Consider the following 19,124-nt stretch of genomic DNA (forward strand, 5'->3'; position numbering starts at 1 on the left):
CTCTCGTGCGGGCACCGGACACCGGCGCCCGCGCGGGGCCCGCGTCCGGCGCCGTATTCCTCGACGGTGCCGGCGCTCACGTCCCGGGGCAGGGCGTTCCGGCTCGCTGCTCTGTCGAGCGGCTCACGGTTGCGGGTCAGCGCCGGATTCGCACCGGCTTTCCCCTGCTCGGGCATGAAGACGACCGGGCCACTGTACCGGCCCCCGGGACCGCCGCCCCGGGCGTGCGAGCCGCGTCACACCGCCACGTACGCCACCGGCTCCGTCCCCGTCATGGCCTCCGCGCGGCCCAGCTTCACGAGCCGCCGGATGTGGGCCTCGGCCTCGCTGACGGCGATGTTGCGGGAGCCGTACGGGATGCGGTCCCAGGGACGGTTCCACTCCATGCGCTCGGCGAGCTGCCAGGGGGTGAGGGGGGTGGTGAGGAGGGCGAGGAGGCCGGCGAGCCGGTCCTCGTGGTGGTCGAGGAGTTCGCGGACCCGCTGGGCGGCGTCGGGGAAGGCGTGCTGGTGGGCGGGGAGGACCTCGGCGACGCCGAGCCGCCCGATCCGCTCCAGGGAGTCCAGGTAGTCGCCCAGAGGATCCGTCACCGATGGGGGTACCCCCTGCTCGAGCGCAGCCGAGAGCTTGGGGGAGTCGTCGGGGTCCTCGTACAGGCCGATGTGCGGGGAGATCCCGGGGAGGAGGTGGTCGCCGGAGAAGAGCCGGCCGTGGCCGGGGAGCCCCGCGGGGTGTTCCTCCTCCAGGTGGAGGCAGACGTGGCCGGGGGTGTGGCCGGGGGTCCAGACGGCGCGGAGCCGCCGCCCGGCGAGGTCGAGGAGCTCGCCGGGGACGATCTCCCGGTCGGGGAGGGCGGCGCCGAGGCCGGGCAGGGTGCGCATCCGGCCCCCGGAGCGGGCGGCGCGCAGCGGCGCGAGGTGGTCCTCGGGGGCGCCGGCGGCGGCGAGCTTGCGGGCGAGGTAGTCGAGCCAGGTGCCGGGGTCGGACTCGCGGGTGCGGCGGACGACGGCGGTGTCGGCGGCGTGCATGGCGATCCAGGCCCCGGACTCCTCCCGGACCCGGCCGGAGAGTCCGTGGTGGTCGGGGTGGTGGTGGGTGATGACGACCCCGTGGACGTCGCCCGCCGTGATCCCGAGTGCCCCCAGCCCGTCGTTCAGTTCGCTCCAGGACTCGGGGTCGTCCCAGCCGGTGTCGACGAGGACCGGCCCGCGGCCGGTGTCGAGGACGTGGACGAGGGTGTGGCCCAGCGGGTTGTCCGGGATGGGCACCCGCAGCGACCAGACGCCGCCGCCGTGCTCGGTCACCTGCGTCATGAGCGCCCTCGTCTCTGCGTACCGGTACGACCATTGCCCACTATAACTAGAACTGATATCAGTTCTGAGGCACCGTCAGATACCCCCGGGAGGCGACCGGCATGAGCGAGCTTGTGGAGCACGGAAAGCTGTTCATCGGCGGGGAGTTGACCGACCCGCTCGGCGACGCCTCCATCGAGGTGATCTCCCCGCACACCGAGGAGGTCATCGGACGCGTCCCGCACGCCTCGCGCGCCGACGTCGACCGGGCGGTCGCGGTGGCCCGGCGGGCCTTCGACGAGGGGCCCTGGCCGCGGACGAGCCTGGCGGAGCGGATCGAGGTCGTCTCCCGGATCAAGGACGCCATCGCCGTCCGGCACGAGGAGATCGCCCGCGCGGTCAGCGCGCAGAACGGCTCCCCGTACTCCTGGTCCGTCCTCGCCCAGGCGCTCGGCGCGATGATGGTGTGGGACTCGGCGATCACCGTCGCCCGGGACTTCGTCTTCGAGGAGCGGCGCGCCGGGGTCCTCGGCCCGCTGCTCGTGCGGCGCGAGCCGGTCGGCGTGGTCGCGGCCGTCGTGCCGTGGAACGTGCCGCAGTTCACCGCCGCCGCCAAGCTGGGCCCGGCGCTGCTCGCCGGCTGCACCGTGGTCCTCAAGCCCTCGCCGGAGTCGCCGCTCGACGCGTACCTCCTCGGCGAGATCGCCGCCGAGGCCGGGCTGCCCGAGGGCGTCCTCTCGATCCTGCCCGCCGACCGCGAGGTCAGCGAGTACCTGGTCGGGCACCCCGGCGTCGACAAGGTCTCCTTCACCGGCTCGGTCGCCGCCGGCAAGCGCGTGATGGAGGTCGCCTCCCGCAACCTCACCCGCGTCACCCTCGAACTCGGCGGCAAGTCGGCGGCGGTGATCCTCCCGGACGCCGACGTGGCGACCGCCGTCGCCGGGATCGTCCCGGCCGCCTGGATGAACAACGGCCAGGCGTGCGTGGCCCAGACCCGGATCCTCGCCCCCCGCTCCCGGTACGCGGAGTACGCCGAGGCGTTCTCCGCGGCGGCCTCCGCCCTCGTCGTCGGCGACCCGCTCGACCCCGCCACCCAGCTCGGCCCGCTCGTCGCCCGCCGCCAGCAGCAGCGCTCCCTCGACTACATCGGCATCGGGCAGGCGGAGGGCGCCAAGCTCCTCACCGGCGGCGGCCGCCCGGAGGGCCTCGACCGGGGCTGGTACGTCGAGCCGACCCTCTTCGGGGACGTCGACAACGCGATGCGGATCGCCCGCGAGGAGATCTTCGGCCCGGTGATCTGTCTCCTGCCGTACGGGGACGAGGCCGAGGCCCTGCGGATCGCGAACGACTCCGACTTCGGGCTCAGCGGCAGCGTCTGGACCGGCGACGTCGAGCACGGCCTGGACTTCGCCCGCCGGGTGCGCACCGGCACCTTCAACGTCAACACCTTCAGCCTCGACATGCTCGGCCCCTTCGGCGGCTACAAGAACTCCGGTGTGGGCCGCGAGTTCGGCCCCGAGGGCTTCGGGGAGTACCTGGAGCACAAGATGATCCACCTGCCCGCCGGGTACGGGGACAACTGATGGGCGACCGCTGGCACGTGGAGGTCGACCGGGCCGTCTGCATCGGCTCCGGCATGTGCGTGAACCACGCCCCGCACGGCTTCCGCCTCGACACCGCCCGCCAGTCCCACCCGGTCCACCCGGAGGCCGACGCGGGCGAACGGATCCTCGCGGCGGCCGAGGGCTGCCCGGTGGAGGCCATCCTCATCACCCTCGCCGACGGCGGGGAACCGGTCTACCCGCCGGAGGACTAGGCCGCCGGCGCGCCGTGCCACACTCCTCCCCTGATCACGGGGCGAACGGCCCCGCGACCCGGGGAGGAAACGCACGTGCAGGGGAAGAGACGGGCCGCCGCGGCGGCCCTGACGGTGGTGCTCGCGCACCTCGTCACCGGATGCCAGGCCGCCGCGGACGCGCCCGCCTTCGGCCGGGAGGCCGCCCGGGCCGAGATCCGTACGGCCGTCGCCGCCGCGGGGCTGCCGGAGTCGGAGCTGCCGGGGCCGGGGGAGGCGACCGGCACGGCGGCGCCGGCGACGGAGCGGGACCGGATCGCGCGGCGGGCCGCCCCGTGCGCCGCCGGCTGGCAGTACGTCGGCCCCGCCGTGGACGGCTCGCTCGGGAAGTACGACAAGGCCCTGACCGCGCTGGCGGGGAAGGGCTGGGCCGGGTCCGGGGAACGGAAGGCGCTGCCGGTCGGCGGGGACGACGGGCCCCTGACGCAGGTCGTCCTCAAGAAGGACGGATGGACGCTCTTCGCCCGGCACATGCCCTCACGGACGCTGGGCGCGGACATGGTCTCCTTCAACGCCACGGAGGACGCGTGCATGCAGCAGTTCACCGAGCGGGAGATCGACCTCCTGTCCGGCGAGGAGGCCGGTCACTGACGCGCGGCGGCGCGGGCGCGGTCCGGGGCCGTCAGGTCGATCAGACGGCAGACCGTCTCGATGTCGATCTTCACCTGGGCGATCGAGGCGCGCCCCGACAGCCAGGTGATGAGCGCCGAGTGCCAGGTGTGCTCGATGACGCGGACGGCCGACAGCTGCTGGGGCGTCGGCTGCTCCGCGCCCATCGCGTCCAGGATGATCGCGGTCGTCAGCCGGGAGACCGTGTCGACCTCGGGGCTGACGCTGCGGTCGGCGAAGGTCAGCGCCCTGACCATCGCGTCGGCGAGCTGCGGCTCGCGCTGCAGCGCGCGGAAGGCCCGCATCAGGGTCTCCGCGACCCGCTCGGCCGGGGCGGCGCCCGCCGGGGGCCGCTTCCGGAGCGTGGTGTGCATGTGCTGGAGCTGGTCCTGCATGGTCGCCACGAGCAGGTGGATCTTGGACGGGAAGTAGCGGTACAGGGTGCCGAGGGCGACCCCGGCCGCCTCCGCGACCTCCCGCATCTGCACCGCGTCGAAGCCGCCGCGGGCGGCGAGCCGGGCGCTGGCGTCCAGGATGCGGCGCCGCCGCGCCTCCTGACGCTCCGTCAGCGGCGGTGTGGCGGAGGGGCGGTGGTCCGCTCTGCTCTCTGCGGTCATCGGGGTCCCGTTCCGTGCGGTGGGGAGCGCCAGTATGGCGGAGGACGGCCGTGGCGCGAACCTCCGCGGCCGGGTGGCGCGAATCACCTGTTCCGACGCTCACACCGAAGCTACCTGCCGGTAGATTCTGTGCCTCCCGGGCAGCCGGGAGGGGTCGGGAACGATCAAGTCTGTAACTTGTTCTACCTTAGCGCGAGCGGTTACGCTCGCGCGAAACGCACGCTCGAAGGGGGTCGCGCATGACCGCTGAGGCCATACAGGCAAGCCCCCGGCAGGGCGCCGCCCCGTCCGGTGACGGTCCGTTGCGGATCGCTCTCCTCACGTACAAGGGCAACCCTTTCTGCGGAGGCCAGGGCGTCTACGTCCGCCACCTCTCCCGCGAACTGGCCCGGCTGGGCCACACCGTCGAGGTCTTCGGCTCCCAGCCGTACCCGACGCTCGACGAGGGCGTCACGCTCAGCGAGATCGCCAGCCTCGACCTCTACCGCCAGCCCGACCCCTTCCGGACGCCGAAGCGCGAGGAGTACCGGGACTGGATCGACGGCCTGGAGGTCGCCACCATGTGGACCGGCGGCTTCCCCGAGCCGCTGACCTTCTCGCTGCGCGCCCGCCGCACCCTCGCCGCCCGCCGCGGCGACTTCGACGTGATCCACGACAACCAGACCCTCGGGTACGGCCTCCTCGGCGGCCCCCGCGCGCTCGGCGCCCCGCTGGTCACCACGATCCACCACCCCATCACCGTCGACCGGCAGCTGGAGCTCGACGCCGCCGCCGACTGGAAGCGCCGCGCCTCCGTCCGCCGCTGGTACGGCTTCACCCGCATGCAGAAGCGGGTCGCCCGCCGGCTGCCGTCCGTCCTCACCGTCTCCGGCACCTCCCGCGACGAGATCGTCGAGCACCTCGGCGTCCGCGAGGACCGCATCCGGGTCGTGCACATCGGCGCCGACACCGAGCTGTGGTCCCCGGACCCCTCGGTCGCCGAGGTCCCCGGCCGGATCGTCACCACCTCCAGCGCCGACGTCCCCCTCAAGGGCCTCGTCTTCCTGATCGAGGCGCTCGCCAAGCTGCGCACCGAGCGGCCCGAGGCGCACCTCGTCGTCGTCGGCAAGCGCGCCGAGGACGGGCCGGTCGCCCAGGCGATCGAGCGGTACGGGCTCGACGGCGCCGTCCGCTTCGTGAAGGGCATCAGCGACTCCGAGCTCGTCGACCTCTACCGGTCCGCCGAGGTCGCCTGCGTGCCGTCCCTGTACGAGGGCTTCTCGCTGCCGGCGGCGGAGGGCATGGCCACGGGCACGCCGCTGGTCGCCACGACCGGCGGGGCGATCCCGGAGGTCGCGGGCCCCGACGGCGAGACCTGCCTCGCGGTGCCGACCGGCGACGCGGGGGCGCTGGCCGCGGCGCTCGGGCGGGTGCTGGGCGACGCCGAGCTGCGGGCCCGGCTCGGCTCCGCCGGGCGGGCGCGGGTCCTGGAACGGTTCACCTGGGCGCGGGCCGCGCAGGGCACGGCGGAGCTGTACCGGGAGGCGCTTGCCGTGCGGGGCGCCGGAGTGCGCCGGTGACGTCCAGCTTCGCGTGCCGGGTGCGGCCCGGTGGGTGGGTGGTGCCCACCCGTTCCCGCCCGGGGGCACCCCCTCCGGGGGAGGAACGCCTGCCCACAACCCTCGTCAACTCCGAAAGGCAGACCCCGTGCTGACCGTCGACTTCACCCGCTTCCCGCTCGCCCCCGGCGACCGCGTGCTCGATCTGGGCTGTGGCGGGGGGCGGCATGCCTTCGAGTGCTACCGGCGCGGTGCGCAGGTCGTGGCGCTCGACCAGAACGGCGAGGAGATCCGCGAGGTCGCCAAGTGGTTCGCGGCCATGAAGGAGGCCGGTGAGGCGCCGGCCGGCGCGACGGCCACCGCGATGGAGGGCGACGCGCTCAACCTGCCGTTCCCCGACGAGTCCTTCGACGTCGTCATCATCTCCGAGGTCATGGAGCACATCCCGGACGACAAGGGCGTCCTCGCCGAGATGGTGCGCGTCCTCAAGCCCGGCGGCCGGATCGCGATCACCGTCCCCCGCTACGGCCCCGAGAAGGTCTGCTGGGCGCTCTCCGACGAGTACCACGAGGTCGAGGGCGGCCACATCCGCATCTACAAGGCGGACGAGCTGCTCGCCAAGATCCGCCAGGCGGGCCTGAAGCCGTACGGCACCCACCACGCGCACGCGCTGCACGCGCCGTACTGGTGGCTGAAGTGCGCCTTCGGCGTCGACAACGACAAGGCGCTGCCGGTGCGCGCCTACCACAAGCTCCTGGTCTGGGACATCATGAAGAAGCCCGCCCTGACCCGGGTCGCCGAGCAGCTGCTCAACCCGGTCGTCGGCAAGAGCTTCGTCGCGTACGCCACCAAGCCCCACCTCCCGAAGGCGGAGGCGTGAGCCCCGAGCGGATAGCGGAACACCTGGTCCTGCCCGGGGTCCTCACCGCCGAGCAGGCCGCCGGGACGGTCGCGGGCATCCTCGCCGTCCAGCGCGAGGACGGCGCCATCCCGTGGTTCCGCGGCCACCACCTGGACCCGTGGGACCACACCGAGGCCGCCATGGCCCTGGACACGGCCGGCGAGCACGAGGCCGCGGCCCGCGCCTACGCCTGGCTCGCCCGGCACCAGAACCCCGACGGCTCCTGGTACGCGGCCTACCGGGACGGCGACCCGGACGACGTCACCGACCGCGGCAAGGAGTCCAACTTCACCGCGTACGTCGCCGTCGGCGCCTGGCACCACTACCTGTCGACCGGCGACGACGCCTTCCTCGACCGGATGTGGCCGACCGTCTACGCGGCGGTCGAGTTCGTCCTCCGGCTCCAGCTGCCCGGCGGCCAGATCGGCTGGAAGCGCGAGCCCGACGGCACCCCCGTCACCGACGCCCTCCTCACCGGCTCCTCCTCCGTCCACCACGCCCTGCGCTGCGCCCTGGCGATCGCCGAGGCCCGCGAGGAGCCGCAGCCGGACTGGGAGCTGGCGGCCGGCGCCCTGGCGCACGCGATCCGCCGCCACCCGGAGCGCTTCCTCGACAAGTCGCGCTACTCGATGGACTGGTACTACCCGGTCCTCGGCGGCGCGGTCACCGGCGCCGAGGCGAAGGCCCGCATCGACGAGCGCTGGGACGAGTTCGTGGTCCCCGGCCTCGGCGTCCGCTGCGTCGTCCCCAACCCGTGGGTGACCGGCGGCGAGAGCTGCGAGCTCGCCCTCGCCCTCTGGGCGACGGGGGAGTCCGACCGGGCCCTCGACATCCTCCAGTCCATCGGCCACCTGCGGGCCGCGAACGGCCTGTACTGGACGGGGTACGTGTTCGAGGGCGAGGACGGCCGCGAGCCGGCGCTCTGGCCCGAGGAGCAGACCACCTGGACGGCGGGGTCCCTCCTGCTGGCCGTCGCCGCCCTCGGCGGCGAACAGGCGACCGTCGCCGTCTTCGGCGGCGAGACCCTCCCGACGGGCCTGGCCCCGGACTGCTGCGGCGACTGACCCGGAGGCGACCCGCCGACGCCGGACCACCGGCGTCGGCCCACCGGCGTCGACACCCGGACGGGCCGCCCCGATGGCGGCCCGCCGGGAGCCGGGCGAGGCTGGCGGGAACCAGTCCCAGGGAGGTCCGCCGTGCCCAGAAGTCTTCGTCGTGGGGCCGCCGCGCTGCTGCTGTCCTGCAGCCTGCTGCTCGGCACGGCCGCGTGCGGGGCCGACACCGACGCCAGTGTGACCACGGCCGCCACCCCCTCGGCGTCGGGCACCTTCGAGCAGCAGAAGCTGGCGAAGACCCGGTTCGTGGCGAACGCCGGGCTCGCGGCCGGCGCCACCTACCAGTGGATCGTGAAGCCCTACAGGGCGGGGAAGTTCAAGAAGGGCGCGGACGGGCGCACCGTCGCCCTGGTGAAGGCGGGGCTCGCGGGCGCGTTCACGTACAACCGCCTGAAGGCGGCGGTGAACAACGCGAAGGGCGACCCGCTGCTCTCCAAGGCGGTGGCCCCGCTCACCGCGGGCATCGACTCCCTCAAGGACCTCGGGACGAAGCTCCGCAAGGGCGAGTTCGACGCGGCGGACCTCGGCGGCCTGGAGGGGGTCGTCAACGGCATCAAGGACGCCGGGAAGTCCGCCGGGGCCGAGGTCGTCGACAAGATCCCCTCGGCCTCCCAGCTCAGCGGCGGCTGATCCCCCGTCACACGAGGGCGCCGGACTCGGCGAGGGTCGGGTAGTCGTTGTACCCGGCCTCGTCGCCGGAGTACATCCAGTTCGTCTCCCGCAGCGGGTTGAGCGGCGCGCCGGTGCGGAGCCGTTCGACGAGGTCGGGGTTGGCGAGGAAGGCGCGGCCCAGCGAGACCAGGTCCGCCCCGGCCTCCAGGAGCCGCTCGCCCGCGGCCTTCCCGCCGTCGGCCGGGAGGGGGCCGCCGAAGCCGAGGACCGGGTTGGCGATCAGCGTGTTCGGCCAGGCGGCGCGGATCCGCCGGTACAGCGGCTGCCCGGGATCGGCGAAGATCACGTGCAGATAGACCGGACCGAGGGCGGCGAGGGCGGGCACGAGCGCCGCGTAGAGCTCGTCCGTGTCCCGCGCGCCGCCCTCGTCGACGCCGTTGACCGTGACCCCGGGCGAGATGCGCACGCCGACCCGGTCGGCGCCGATCGCGTCGACGACGGCCCGGACGACCTCGACCACGAACCGGACGCGGTTCTCCACCGGCCCGCCGTACGCGTCCGTCCGCCGGTTGGTGTTCTTCGCCAGGAACTGGTGGAGGAGGTGCCCGTTGGCGGCGTGCACCTCGACGCCCTCGAAGCCCGCGTCGACGGCCCGGCGCGCGGCGGCGGCGAAGTCGGCGACGGTCTCGCGGATGTCGTCCGCGGTCATCTCGCGGGGCACCACGGACTCCTGCCGGCCGCCGGGGGTGTGGATGGTCTCCGGCAGCGCGACCGGCGAGGGCGCGAGCGGCCGGAGCCCGCTGTTGTCGGGGTGGCCGACCCGGCCGCCGTGCTGGATCTGCAGGAACATCCGCCCGCCCTCGGCCCGTACGGCGTCGGTGACCGCGCGCCAGCCGGCCACGTGGGCGTCGCTGTGGATGCCCGGGATGTTCGGGTACGTCCGGCCGACCGCGCTCGGCGTGGTCCCCTCGGCGATGATCAGGCCGGCGGTGGCCCGCTGGGCGTAGTGGGTGGCCATGAGGGGCCGGGGGACGCCGTCGGCGGAGGCGCGGTTGCGGGTCAGCGGCGGCATCACCAGCCGGTTGGGGAGGGCGAGGGGGCCGAGGGTGGTGGACTCGAAGAGGCGGGAGGCCGCCGTGGTGTTCGTCATGCGGGTACCGTAGGAGTTGACACCAGTGTCAGGTTCAAGTCCCTTCTCCCGGAGGTGAGACGGCGGATGCGCATCGGTGAACTGGCCCGGCGCAGCGGCGTCAGCGAGCGCTCGCTGCGCTACTACGAGACCCAGGACCTGCTGCGCTCCGAGCGCACCCCGGGCGGCCAGCGCCGCTACGGCGAGTGGGCGGTCGACCGGGTCATCCGCATCCAGGCGCTGTACGCGGCGGGCCTGAACAGCCGCAAGATCGCCCACCTGCTGCCCTGCATGCGCGACGCGGACGGCGGCCCGAGCGCGATCGCGACGGCCCGGCTGGTCGACGAACTGGCCGCCGAGCGGACCCGCATCGACGCGATGATCGCCGACCTGGTCCGCTCCCGCGACATCCTGGACGAGGTCATCGAGACGGCCGCCGCCCGGGCCGGCCGTTAGCCGTTCAGCTCCGCCAGCGTGCGCAGGGTCTCCGGGTCCGGGGCCGTGACCAGGAGGTCCGTCACCGGGCCGGTGCGCCACTCGTCCAGCCGTTCCGCGATCCGCTCCCTCGGTCCGACCAGGGAGATCTCGTCGGCGAAGGCGTCGGGGACGGCGAGGACGGCCTCCTCGCGGCGGCCCTCGGCGAAGAGGGCCTGGATGCGGCGGGCCTCGGCCCCGTACCCCATGCGGGCCATGAGGTCGGCGTGGAAGTTGCGGGTCGCGTGGCCCATGCCGCCGATGTAGAAGCCGAGCATGGCCTTCACCGGCAGGAGGCCCTTCGGCACGTCGTCGCAGACCTGGGCGCGGACCATCGGCGCGACCAGGAAGCCGTCCGGGAGGCGGTCCGGGAGGGCGTACGCCTCGCGGAAGCGGCGGGGCGACCAGTACAGCGGCAGCCAGCCGTCGGCGATCCGCAGGGTCTGCGCGATGTTCTTGGGGCCCTCCGCGCCGAGCAGGACCGGCAGGTCCGCGCGGAGCGGGTGGGTGATCGGCCGGAGGGGCTTGCCGAGGCCGGTGCCGTCCTCGCCCGCGTACGGGAAGGAGTAGTGCCGTCCCGCCAGGGTCACGGGCGCCTCCCGCCGCAGCACCTGCCGGATCACGTCCACGTACTCGCGGGTCGCCGTCAGCGGGGAGCGGGGGAACGGCCGGCCGTACCAGCCCTCGACCACCTGCGGCCCCGAGAGCCCGAGTCCGAGCCGCATCCGGCCGCCCGACAGGTGGTCCAGGGTCAGCGCCTGCATCGCGGTCGCGGTCGGGGTGCGGGCCGCCATCTGCGCGACCGCCGTGCCGAGCCCGATCCTGCGGGTGTGCGCGGCGATCCAGGTGAGCGCGGTGAAGGCGTCCGAGCCCCATGCCTCCGCCGTCCACACCGAGTCGTAGCCGAGCCGCTCCGCCTCGCGGGCGAGCTCCAGGTGGGCGGAGGAGGGGCCGCGGCCCCAGTAGCCGAGCGCGAGTCCCAGGCGCATGACCGGACTCCTTTCTGACGCTGCGTCAGATCAAGGTGGTCCGGGGACTGTACGACGACGGCCCCCCGACCGGAAGGGTTCCGGTCGGGGGGCCGTCGTCGAAACGAGCGGGTGAAGCGGAGCGGGGCGGATCAGCCGCGCTGGATGCCCGTGGCGTCCTGGAGGACACCGCGGCGCCCGTCCTGCGTCTGCGCGATCAGCGCCTGGCCGCGCTGCTCCACGGCCAGGTACCAGGTGCCGGGGGCCAGTTCGGCGATCTGCGAACCGGAGCCGTCCTCCGCGTACAGCGGACGGGCGACCGGCACGGCGAACCAGAACGGGGTGAAGTCCCCGCCGCCCTGGGCCTGCGGCTCGGGCTGCGGCGCCGGCTGCGCGGCGGCCGGCTGCGGCTGCCCGCCGAACGGCTGACCGCCCTGCGAGGCGTCCTGCGGCGCCGGGTACGGCTGGTGACCCTGCTGGGCACCCGGGTAGCCGTAGCCGCCGCCCTGGACGCCCGGCTGGCCGGGCTGCGCGCCGTACGGCTGCGGGGCCACCGGGCGCGGGGCGCCGACGAGCGGGGCCTTGAGGGCGGGGACCATCGGGGCGGCGACGGCGGCACCGGCCAGCACGAGCGCGGCGATCAGGCCGAGGATCAGGCCGGCGCCGGCGTTCTCCGCCTCGAAGATCCACATGAGCAGGGTCCACGCCGAGGCGACCGTGAAGGCCGCGCCGACCTGGCCGAGCTCCAGGCCCGCGACCTTGCGGGGCTGCGGCAGGCCGTGCGAGACGACGACGAGCGCCGCGCCGGCGATGCCGAGGAAGAAGGAGCCCCAGCCCAGGTAGGAGATCTCCCACGAGTTCACGCTGGTGTAGTACCGCGAGCATTCTTCGGGCGTCCCGGCGCAGCCGGCGATGTCGAGGAACGAGGCGATGAACAGCACCACCGCAGCACCGATCACTACGCCATCGCCTCGGGTGAGGGAGCGGATATTCACGTAAGAAGTCCTTCGTCGGGTCGTCGTCGCGTCGGGCAGGCGCCGGTTCTCGGCACGGGGGCGGCCCCATCGTACGGAGCGAATCTATCGCTCGCGGGTTCTACCCCTGGAGGTAGGTCACGATGCCGTCGGCGATGCCCTGCGCCGCTTTCTGCCGCCACGCCCCGGACGTCAGCAGCGCTGCGTCCTTCGGATCACGCATATTGCCGCATTCGACGAAGACCTTGGGCACGGTTGAGAGATTGAGCCCGCCGAGATCGGACCGGACGTCCAACCCGGTCCCGCCGCCGAGGTAGTTGGCGGGGGAGGTTCCGGTCGTCCGGGCGAAGGCGGCGGCGATGCGCTCGCCGAGCGTACGCGACGGGGCGACGATCGGGCCGGTATCCGCCGATCCTTCACGGACCTCGGCGGGGACGATCACATGGAAGCCGCGGTTCCCCACGGCCGAGCCGTCCGCGTGGACGGAGACGACGGCGTCGGCCGCCGCCTCGTTCCCGATCCGCGCCCGCTCGTCGATGCAGGGCCCGTACGGCCGGTCCGCGTCGTGCGTCAGGACCACCTCGGCGCCGCGCGCCTCCAGGAGCTTCCTCAGCCGGTGCGACACGTCGAGCGTGAAGGCGGCCTCCGTGTACGCGGCCTTCCCCCCGGACGCGTTCGTCGAGGTCCCGGTGGTGTCGCACTCCTTGCGGGCCGTCCCGATGTCGACCTTCTCGTCGATCTCCCGCGTGTGCCGGAAATTCCCGGGGTTGTGCCCCGGGTCGACGACGACCGTACGGCCGGCGAGGGGCCGGGCGGCGTCGGCCGCGGGGGTGCGGGAGGGGGTGCGGGACGGTTCCGGGGTGCGGCTCTCGCCGGGCGTCGTGGTCGCCGCGGCCGGCCCCCGGGTGCCCTCCGCCGCCTCGGAGGCGGCGCCGCAGCCGGCGAGCGCGGCGGAGCAGACGAGGACGGCCAGGGCGGCGGGCAGGGAGCGGGTCACGGGGTTCCTGTGGTCGTACGGCACCCCGCGACTCTAGGCCCTCCCCCGGACGAAACCGCGGACCGGATGTACCGGCTCGGTCACGCGGCCGGAAAACGGTGGACGCGCGGTCGGCGACCCGGGAAGGCTGGGTGTACGGAGTGGCGCGGGGGTGTCACCGCGCCCGGACCCACGAGGGGGAACCGGTGGGGGAAGAACCGAACGACAGGCGTCCCCAGGGCGCGCCGCCCAGGCTGGACCTGGGCAAGGGGGAGCCGAACGCGGGGGAGTCCGGCGACACGTCGTCCGTCCCCTCCGGGGAGACGGTACGCATCCGCCCGACCCGTCCCACGCCCCAGGACGCGAGACCGGGGGGCGAGGCGCCCGCGCAGGGGGTGCCGGGCGTCACACCCGCGGACGCGGTGACCGGGGGCGTGGTGCCCGCGCAGGGGGTTCCGGCGGGCGCGACGCCCCCGGACGCGGTGGCCGGGGGCGTGACGCCCGGGAACGCCGCGGCCGGGGACACGACACCCCGGGACGCGGTGCCCGCGCAGTCGGGGCCGAGGGACGCGACGCCTCCGGACGCGACGCCCGCGCAGGCCGCGGCCGAGGGCGCCGCGCCCCTGGGTGCCACGCCGACGGGCTCCTTCCGGCTGGCCGCTCCGGCGCCGGCGGGCGGCCCGGCGCCCTGGGAGGCGCCGGCGCAGAACGGCGGCTCGGCCGGATCCACCGGCTCGGCCGGTTCCGACGGATCCGATGGATCCGCCGGTTCCGCCGCCTCGGCGGGCTCCACCGAGTTCGCCGGGTCCACCGAGTCCGCCGGCTCGGCCGGTTCCGCCGGTGCCTTCGGCTCGGCAGGGTCCACCGGCCCCGGTGGTTCCGGTTCCGGGGCGGCCTCCGGTGGCTCCGGCGGGTTCGGGCCGCCCTCCGGCGGGTTCGGTACGGGGCCCGAGGCCGGCCCGCACGGGCAGGCGCCCGGGTGGGCCGGGGGTTCCGGTGGGCAGGGGGAGGCGCGGCCGCTCCAGGCCGTGGCGGTGGGGCTGCTGAACCTGTCGTGCCTCGGGCTCGGTTACGTCCTGCTGCGGCAGTGGATCGGCGCGGCGGTCTGCTGGGCGGCCACGGCCGCGCTGCTGCTGCTCGCGCTCCCGGCGGACGCGGACGGCGTCCCCGTGGGCGTGCTCGTGGGGTACGGCGTCGTGCTGCTCGCCGCCGTCGCCGACGGCGCCCGGCGCGGGCTGCGGGCCCGGCTCTCGCTCGGGGTCACCGCCCGGCGCCTCGCGCTGCCGCTCGCGGTCGTGCTGCTCGCCGCGCCGGCCGGCGGCACCGTCGCCTACGGGGCGGCCCGGGAGGAGGCGCGCGAGGAGGCGTTCCAGCAGTCCCTGCTGGCCCGGCTCGCCGGCGCCGACGCGGTGGTGAAGTCCAAGGACGGCGTCCGCTTCGACCTCGCCGAGTCCTCCTACGAGGAGGCGCTCGGCACCTACGAGGCGCTGGCGCTCGAACACCCCGGCTCCCGTGCCGCGAAGCTCGTACCGGACCGCCTCGACGCGTACGTCGCGTCGGTGTCCGCGCCGTACACGGAGAAGAAGTACTGCCTGGCGGTCGATCCGCTCAAGCATCTGCGCTCCCTGCCGGACACCGTGGACGAGGCCGTCCTCGGCGACCGGGCGGCCCGGTGGGACGAGCCGCTGGCGCGCTCCCTGTACGAGTGCGGGAGCGCGGAGCGCGGCCGCGCGGAGACGGCGCCCGCCCACGCGGCCTTCACCGAACTCCTCGCGCTGTTCCCGAAGTCGCCGCACGTGGCCGAGGTCGAGAAGCTCGTCGGCGGCGACCTCACCGAGGCGGCGGCCCCGCTGACGGCCGGCACCGCCTCCGACCCGTGCGCCGCCGTCAAGACGGTGGAGACCCAGCGGGCCTTCGCCACCTCGCTGAAGGGCTACGCGCTCGCCGGGGCGGTCGCGGACGCGGACCGGGGCGTCCAGAAGGGCGTCTTCGCCTGTGGCACCCGGCAGTTCCGCGACGGGGACTTCTCCGACGCCGAGACGACCATGGACCGGTACGTCAAGGACTACCCGAAGAGCCCGCAGGCGGCCCACGCCCGGTCGGTCGCCATCGCCGCGCAGATCGCCGACGAGGAGCCGGAGGCCGGGAAGAAGCTGCCCCCGGCGACGGCTCCCGGAGGCCCCCGCATGACCATGGTGATCAGCAACGACGCCCCGGACACGGTCGAACTCCTCTACACCGGCCCGGTGACCGGCAAGATCACGATCCGGGCCTGCGGCGACTGCCGCAAGTACACCAGCCTCGACACCGCCCTCGGGGGCTTCAAGCCCTGCTCCGGCCCGTCCTCGAAGTACCCGAAGGCGACGATCTCGCTGCCGGCGGGGACGTACCACCTGCTCCAGAAGCGGGCCGGCTCCGGCCTCTCCTCGGCCGGCGACACCAAGTCCAGCAAGGCGAAGATCGAGCCCGGCTACAGCTACACCAACTGCCTCTACGTCACCTCGCTGCTGTACTGAGCCCCCGGCGCGGAGCTCAGTACCCGTCCACGATCCGGTCCACCGCCGCCGCCACCAGCGCGTCCCGCTCCTCCTCCGGGAAGACGTCGGGCAGCGTGAGCTGCTCCACGATCAGCCAGTTGAGGGCGAGCAGGAGCAGCTTGACGGAGGTGGCGTCGCCGGGCAGCCCGGAGGACTCGTGGAAGGCGACGTTGGCCTCGACGTCGGCCCGCACCCGCTCGGTCAGGATCGAGCGGAGGGCGGGCCGGCGGGTGGCCTCCAGGCGCAGTTCGAGCAGGGCGAGGTAGCCGGTCCGGAAGGACGAGACCCGCCCGACCAGCTCCCGCATGATCCGCGTGTACGTCTCCTTGTCCCGGGGCGCCGTCCGCGTCGCCTCCATCGTCGCCTCGTCGGGCCGGAGCCGTTCGTAGACCCGGGCCCCGGCCTGGGTGAGGAGGGCGTCGCGGTTGGCGAAGTAGTTGGACGCGGTCCCGGTGGGCACCCCGGCCTCGGTGTCCACCGCCCGGAAGGTCAGCCCCCGGGCGCCCTCGCGGGCCAGCACCTCGATCGCCGCGTCCACGAGCGCGGCGCGCCGCTCCTCGTTCCGCCTCGCCATGGACACCACTCCGATCGTAGTACTACAACTGAACCCCTTCTCGTAGGGTACGCGCACCCCCGCGATGAGTTCGCGCCGTCCGGGCAGTCATCACTCCGGAACGACCGAGCGAGGAGGAGCCCCCATGTCTCCCACGTCCCCCGAGCCCTCCGGGCCCCAGCTGCTGAAGGTCCAGAACTTCTGCGTCTCCGCCGACGGGATCGCCGCCGGCGAGGACCAGACCCTGGAGCGGCCCTTCGGCCACGTCGACCCGGGCAGGCTCTTCGCCTGGGCGGGAGCGACCGCGAGCTGGCCCAACCGCACCGACCCCGGCGGCACCCGGGGCCTCGACGACCACCTCGTCCGCGACTTCTCTCACCACATCGGCGCGGAGATCATGGGCCGCAACAAGTTCGCCCCCCTGCGCGGCCCCTGGCAGGACGAGGAGTGGAAGGGCTGGTGGGGCGACGAGCCGCCCTTCCACACCCCCGTCTTCGTCCTCACCCACCACCCGCGCCCGAGCTTCACCCTCTCCGACACCACCTTCCACTTCCTCGACGCCGACCCGGCGACCGCCCTGGAGCGGGCGAAGGAGGCGGCGGACGGGAAGGACGTCCGCCTCGGCGGGGGCGTGACGACGGTCCGCGAGTTCCTCGACGCGGACCTCGTCGACACCCTCCACATCGCCGTCTCGCCGGTGGAGCTCGGCACCGGCCTCAGGCTGTGGGACACGCCCGAGGAGCTCACCGACCGCTTCCACCTGGACGTCGTGCCCAGCCCGAGCGGCGTCACCCACCACCTCTTCTGGCGCAAGTGACGCCCGGCCGGCCTCAGGAGGTCCGGCGCAGCACCCGCAGCGAGTCCGTGACCGAGACCTCCTCGAAGTCGCCGGACTCCAGCGCCCGCAGATAGATCCGGTACGGAGCCTGGCCGCCGTCCGCCGGGTCGGGGAACACGTCGTGGATGACGAGCAGGCCCCCGGCCGCGACCCTGGGGGCCCAGCCCTCGTAGTCGTTCGTGGCGTGCTCGTCCGTGTGCCCGCCGTCGATGAACACGAGCCCGAGCTCCCCGCCCCACACCTTCGCGACCTGCGGGCTGCGCCCGACCACCGCGATCACGTGCTCCTCCAGGCCCGCCTTCCGCAGCGTCCGCCGGAAGGTCGGCAGCGTGTCCATCACGCCGACCTCCGGGTCCACCACGGTCGGGTCGTGGTACTCCCACCCCGGCTGCTGCTCCTCGCTGCCCCGGTGGTGGTCCACGGTCACCGCGACCGTCCCCGCCGCGCGCGCCGCGTCCGCCAGCAGGATCGTCGACCGCCCGCAGTACGTGCCCACCTCCAGGAGCGGCAGCCCGAGCTTCCCGGCCTCGGCCGCCGCCGCGTACAGGGCCAGGCCCTCCCCGGCGGGCATGAATCCCTTCGCGGCCTCGAAGGCGGCGAGGATCTCGGGAGTGGGCTCGGACATGGCGGTCTCCTACTGGCGAGTAGTGGGTCGGTACGGGCGCCCATCGTGCCCTACCCGTCGCACGCGGACCACACCCGCCGGCGCGGCCGCGGTCGGGCCGCGGATCAGTCGCCGGAGGGGGTGAGGCGGAGGGTCCAGGTGTCGACCGTGTAGCGGACCGGGTGCGCGGGGCTCGGTTCCGCGAAGGTCGCGATCAGGTGCGTGCCGTCCTGGCGCAGGGCCCGGATCGTCCGCGAGTCGGTGACGGGCGTCAGTTCGGCCAGGACGGTCGTGGCGAGGTCCCGGTCCACCGCGCGGAGCAGATGCCGGTCGAGGACCAGGAGGGTGCCGTCGGGGAGGACGACCGGCTTCGGGGGCTGGGGGTCGGACAGGGCGGGGCCCGGCGTGACGACGCCGTCGGGGAGGAGCCGCACGACCCGGCCCTGCGTCGGGACGCGCCGGTCGGCCTCCACGACGCGGACGCCGCTGCCGACGACGTAATGCCCGTACGAGGGCCAGCGGGCCGTCTCCGAGCCCTCGCCGTCGTACTCGCGGGTCTCGAAGATGCCGTAGCCCTCCAGCCCGAGGAAGAACCGTCCGCCGCCGCGCGCGGCACCGCGCTCGCCGCGCAGTTCGGCGACGAGCCGGCCGGTGGCGAGGTCGAGGAGGAGCGCGGGGCCGAGGAACCCCCAGGGGGTGTACTCCAGGGAGTCGGTGGTGACGAGGACCCGGCCGCCGGAGATGTGCGCGGCGTTGGGGCGGCCGGCGCAGGCGTGGGTCCACAGCGGCCGGTTCCCGGCGTCGACGGCGGTGATCGCGCCGACGCCGCCGTGGACGGCGACCCCGTGCCGACGGGCGAGAGGTTCGCCGGCCGGCCGGGCCCGCTCGAACGGGGGCGGGCCCTCCGCCCGCCGATGGTCCACGACTTCCGCGCGCCACGCCCCGATGTCCGTCATGGCGGGAGGGTAACGCCCGCCGGGACCCGCCCGGTCGGGTCGGCCGGCCCGGGCCGACGGTCGTCTCGACGACCGGCCCCACGTGGTGGCGGGCGCCGTCAGGGGCGGGCCTCCGCGAGCACGGTCCGCAGTCTGCGTATCCCGGCCTTCCACTCCTCTCCGTCCGACTCCTCCCACAGCTCCAGGAGTTCGGACGGCTCGGCGAGGACGCGGTCGAGCGCGGCCACGGCCTCCGCGCGCAGCTCCACGGGCAGCACCCCCAGCGGCTCCTTCGGGCCGTACGAGGTCGTCACCGGCTCCCCGCCGGGGCACTGCGCCGCCACCAGCGCGGCCGCCGCGACGGCCTCGACGGACAGGTCGGCGTCCAGGTAGTCGTCCCCGGTCCCGGTCACCTCGCGGAAGGCCGCGAGCAGCACGCCGGCCTTCTTCCCCGCCCCGGCCTCGTCCACCGTGTACGAGAAGTCCGCCGCCGTGTCGTTGTCGAACGGTCCGATGTCCCAAGTCCCCATGGCGCGCACGCCCCTTCACGATCGTCTTCCGTGCTCTCGTGGCCATCGTGGCAGCGCCCACCGACAA

Annotated in this window: 20 protein-coding genes and 1 riboswitch; of the genes, 10 read left to right on the top strand and 10 right to left on the bottom strand. The window is 74.4% G+C overall.

Annotation, left to right across the window (positions count from 1 at the left end; all coding sequences use genetic code 11):
• Window positions 1-91: 91 nt before the first annotated feature.
• A riboswitch (cobalamin riboswitch) is annotated at window positions 92-166 on the bottom strand.
• Window positions 167-236: 70 nt separating this feature from the next.
• Entirely contained in the window at window positions 237-1,313 is a 1,077-nt protein-coding gene (locus AB0E19_RS30165) for an MBL fold metallo-hydrolase (RefSeq protein ID WP_362185359.1), read from the bottom strand.
• Window positions 1,314-1,414: 101 nt separating this feature from the next.
• Between AB0E19_RS30165 and AB0E19_RS30170 the strand changes: the two genes are divergently transcribed.
• The 3 genes from AB0E19_RS30170 (at window position 1,415) to AB0E19_RS30180 (ending at window position 3,738) form a co-directional block, all read left to right on the top strand.
• Window positions 1,415-2,875: an aldehyde dehydrogenase gene (locus AB0E19_RS30170; RefSeq protein WP_362185360.1), complete on the top strand. Its 1,461-nt coding sequence runs from the start codon at window positions 1,415-1,417 to the stop codon at window positions 2,873-2,875.
• Window positions 2,875-3,108, top strand: coding sequence for a ferredoxin (locus AB0E19_RS30175; RefSeq protein ID WP_362185361.1), 234 nt, complete (start codon window positions 2,875-2,877; stop codon window positions 3,106-3,108). Before AB0E19_RS30170 ends, AB0E19_RS30175 begins: the two co-directional genes overlap by 1 nt.
• A 75-nt stretch (window positions 3,109-3,183) precedes the next feature.
• Window positions 3,184-3,738, top strand: a complete 555-nt coding sequence (locus tag AB0E19_RS30180) for a hypothetical protein (protein ID WP_362185362.1) — start codon at window positions 3,184-3,186, stop codon at window positions 3,736-3,738.
• On the opposite strand, the gene AB0E19_RS30185 is transcribed toward AB0E19_RS30180, so the two are convergent.
• Complete coding sequence (locus AB0E19_RS30185) at window positions 3,732-4,373, bottom strand: TetR family transcriptional regulator (RefSeq protein ID WP_360599968.1); 642 nt, start codon at window positions 4,371-4,373, stop codon at window positions 3,732-3,734. The genes AB0E19_RS30180 and AB0E19_RS30185 overlap by 7 nt on opposite strands.
• A gap of 239 nt (window positions 4,374-4,612) precedes the next feature.
• Here AB0E19_RS30185 and AB0E19_RS30190 point away from each other — a divergent pair, with 239 nt between their 5' ends.
• The 4 genes from AB0E19_RS30190 (at window position 4,613) to AB0E19_RS30205 (ending at window position 8,557) form a co-directional block, all read left to right on the top strand.
• Window positions 4,613-5,932, top strand: a complete 1,320-nt coding sequence (locus tag AB0E19_RS30190; RefSeq protein ID WP_362185363.1) for a glycosyltransferase family 4 protein — start codon at window positions 4,613-4,615, stop codon at window positions 5,930-5,932.
• A gap of 127 nt (window positions 5,933-6,059) precedes the next feature.
• Window positions 6,060-6,791 carry a class I SAM-dependent methyltransferase gene (locus tag AB0E19_RS30195; protein ID WP_362185364.1) on the top strand — a complete coding sequence of 244 codons (732 nt, stop codon included), beginning with the start codon at window positions 6,060-6,062 and terminating at the stop codon, window positions 6,789-6,791.
• Window positions 6,788-7,876 carry a prenyltransferase gene (locus AB0E19_RS30200; protein ID WP_362185365.1) on the top strand — a complete coding sequence of 363 codons (1,089 nt, stop codon included), beginning with the start codon at window positions 6,788-6,790 and terminating at the stop codon, window positions 7,874-7,876. The genes AB0E19_RS30195 and AB0E19_RS30200 overlap by 4 nt, the downstream gene beginning before the upstream one ends.
• 132 nt (window positions 7,877-8,008) lie before the next feature.
• On the top strand, window positions 8,009-8,557 hold the full coding sequence (locus AB0E19_RS30205; protein WP_362185366.1) for a hypothetical protein: 549 nt from the start codon (window positions 8,009-8,011) through the stop codon (window positions 8,555-8,557).
• A gap of 7 nt (window positions 8,558-8,564) precedes the next feature.
• On the opposite strand, the gene AB0E19_RS30210 is transcribed toward AB0E19_RS30205, so the two are convergent.
• A complete protein-coding gene (locus AB0E19_RS30210; RefSeq protein WP_362185367.1) occupies window positions 8,565-9,689 on the bottom strand; it encodes an alkene reductase in 1,125 nt (374 codons plus the stop codon).
• Between the two features lie 66 nt (window positions 9,690-9,755).
• Between AB0E19_RS30210 and AB0E19_RS30215 the strand changes: the two genes are divergently transcribed.
• A complete protein-coding gene (locus AB0E19_RS30215) occupies window positions 9,756-10,124 on the top strand; it encodes a MerR family transcriptional regulator (protein ID WP_362185368.1) in 369 nt (122 codons plus the stop codon).
• Here the strand turns inward: AB0E19_RS30215 and AB0E19_RS30220 are convergent.
• The 3 genes from AB0E19_RS30220 to AB0E19_RS30230 all read right to left on the bottom strand — a co-directional run bounded on the left by AB0E19_RS30220 (window position 10,121) and on the right by AB0E19_RS30230 (window position 13,105).
• Window positions 10,121-11,131 (bottom strand): LLM class F420-dependent oxidoreductase, encoded by a 1,011-nt coding sequence (locus tag AB0E19_RS30220; RefSeq protein ID WP_362185369.1) that lies wholly within the window; start codon window positions 11,129-11,131, stop codon window positions 10,121-10,123. The two genes, AB0E19_RS30215 and AB0E19_RS30220, sit on opposite strands and share 4 nt — an antisense overlap.
• Before the next feature lie 131 nt (window positions 11,132-11,262).
• The gene (locus AB0E19_RS30225) at window positions 11,263-12,105 is read right to left on the bottom strand and encodes a DUF5336 domain-containing protein (RefSeq protein WP_362185370.1); all 843 of its coding nucleotides are present in this window, start codon (window positions 12,103-12,105) and stop codon (window positions 11,263-11,265) included.
• Between the two features lie 100 nt (window positions 12,106-12,205).
• A complete protein-coding gene (locus AB0E19_RS30230; protein ID WP_362185371.1) occupies window positions 12,206-13,105 on the bottom strand; it encodes an N-acetylmuramoyl-L-alanine amidase in 900 nt (299 codons plus the stop codon).
• A gap of 161 nt (window positions 13,106-13,266) precedes the next feature.
• Here AB0E19_RS30230 and AB0E19_RS30235 point away from each other — a divergent pair, with 161 nt between their 5' ends.
• Complete coding sequence (locus tag AB0E19_RS30235) at window positions 13,267-15,576, top strand: hypothetical protein (protein WP_362185372.1); 2,310 nt, start codon at window positions 13,267-13,269, stop codon at window positions 15,574-15,576.
• Window positions 15,577-15,592: 16 nt separating this feature from the next.
• Here the strand turns inward: AB0E19_RS30235 and AB0E19_RS30240 are convergent, their stop codons facing one another.
• The gene (locus AB0E19_RS30240) at window positions 15,593-16,171 is read right to left on the bottom strand and encodes a TetR family transcriptional regulator (RefSeq protein WP_362185457.1); all 579 of its coding nucleotides are present in this window, start codon (window positions 16,169-16,171) and stop codon (window positions 15,593-15,595) included.
• 124 nt (window positions 16,172-16,295) lie between these two features.
• Between AB0E19_RS30240 and AB0E19_RS30245 the strand changes: the two genes are divergently transcribed.
• Window positions 16,296-16,967, top strand: coding sequence for a dihydrofolate reductase family protein (locus AB0E19_RS30245; protein ID WP_362185373.1), 672 nt, complete (start codon window positions 16,296-16,298; stop codon window positions 16,965-16,967).
• Between the two features lie 13 nt (window positions 16,968-16,980).
• On the opposite strand, the gene AB0E19_RS30250 is transcribed toward AB0E19_RS30245, so the two are convergent.
• The 3 genes from AB0E19_RS30250 to AB0E19_RS30260 all read right to left on the bottom strand — a co-directional run bounded on the left by AB0E19_RS30250 (window position 16,981) and on the right by AB0E19_RS30260 (window position 19,057).
• Window positions 16,981-17,613 (bottom strand): class I SAM-dependent methyltransferase, encoded by a 633-nt coding sequence (locus AB0E19_RS30250; RefSeq protein WP_360599990.1) that lies wholly within the window; start codon window positions 17,611-17,613, stop codon window positions 16,981-16,983.
• Between the two features lie 104 nt (window positions 17,614-17,717).
• Window positions 17,718-18,548, bottom strand: coding sequence for a hypothetical protein (locus AB0E19_RS30255; RefSeq protein ID WP_362185374.1), 831 nt, complete (start codon window positions 18,546-18,548; stop codon window positions 17,718-17,720).
• Between the two features lie 98 nt (window positions 18,549-18,646).
• Window positions 18,647-19,057, bottom strand: coding sequence for a DUF4259 domain-containing protein (locus tag AB0E19_RS30260; protein ID WP_362185375.1), 411 nt, complete (start codon window positions 19,055-19,057; stop codon window positions 18,647-18,649).
• Window positions 19,058-19,124 lie beyond the last annotated feature (67 nt).

The organism is Streptomyces sp. NPDC047974 (genome assembly GCF_040653375.1).
In the GTDB taxonomy this organism is placed as follows: Bacteria; Actinomycetota; Actinomycetes; order Streptomycetales; family Streptomycetaceae; genus Streptomyces.

Excerpts from the sequence above, each read along its gene's own strand:
- AB0E19_RS30250 (WP_360599990.1), bottom strand. The coding sequence starts at position 17,613 with ATGTCCGAGCCCACTCCCGAGATCCTCGCCGCCTTCGAGGCCGCGAAG.
- AB0E19_RS30165 (WP_362185359.1), bottom strand. The coding sequence starts at position 1,313 with ATGACGCAGGTGACCGAGCACGGCGGCGGCGTCTGGTCGCTGCGGGTG.
- AB0E19_RS30220 (WP_362185369.1), bottom strand. The coding sequence starts at position 11,131 with ATGCGCCTGGGACTCGCGCTCGGCTACTGGGGCCGCGGCCCCTCCTCC.
- AB0E19_RS30215 (WP_362185368.1), top strand. The coding sequence starts at position 9,756 with ATGCGCATCGGTGAACTGGCCCGGCGCAGCGGCGTCAGCGAGCGCTCG.
- AB0E19_RS30255 (WP_362185374.1), bottom strand. The coding sequence starts at position 18,548 with ATGACGGACATCGGGGCGTGGCGCGCGGAAGTCGTGGACCATCGGCGG.
- AB0E19_RS30240 (WP_362185457.1), bottom strand. The coding sequence starts at position 16,171 with ATGGCGAGGCGGAACGAGGAGCGGCGCGCCGCGCTCGTGGACGCGGCG.
- AB0E19_RS30260 (WP_362185375.1), bottom strand. The coding sequence starts at position 19,057 with ATGGGGACTTGGGACATCGGACCGTTCGACAACGACACGGCGGCGGAC.
- AB0E19_RS30190 (WP_362185363.1), top strand. The coding sequence starts at position 4,613 with ATGACCGCTGAGGCCATACAGGCAAGCCCCCGGCAGGGCGCCGCCCCG.
- AB0E19_RS30245 (WP_362185373.1), top strand. The coding sequence starts at position 16,296 with ATGTCTCCCACGTCCCCCGAGCCCTCCGGGCCCCAGCTGCTGAAGGTC.
- AB0E19_RS30170 (WP_362185360.1), top strand. The coding sequence starts at position 1,415 with ATGAGCGAGCTTGTGGAGCACGGAAAGCTGTTCATCGGCGGGGAGTTG.
- AB0E19_RS30185 (WP_360599968.1), bottom strand. The coding sequence starts at position 4,373 with ATGACCGCAGAGAGCAGAGCGGACCACCGCCCCTCCGCCACACCGCCG.
- AB0E19_RS30210 (WP_362185367.1), bottom strand. The coding sequence starts at position 9,689 with ATGACGAACACCACGGCGGCCTCCCGCCTCTTCGAGTCCACCACCCTC.
- AB0E19_RS30175 (WP_362185361.1), top strand. The coding sequence starts at position 2,875 with ATGGGCGACCGCTGGCACGTGGAGGTCGACCGGGCCGTCTGCATCGGC.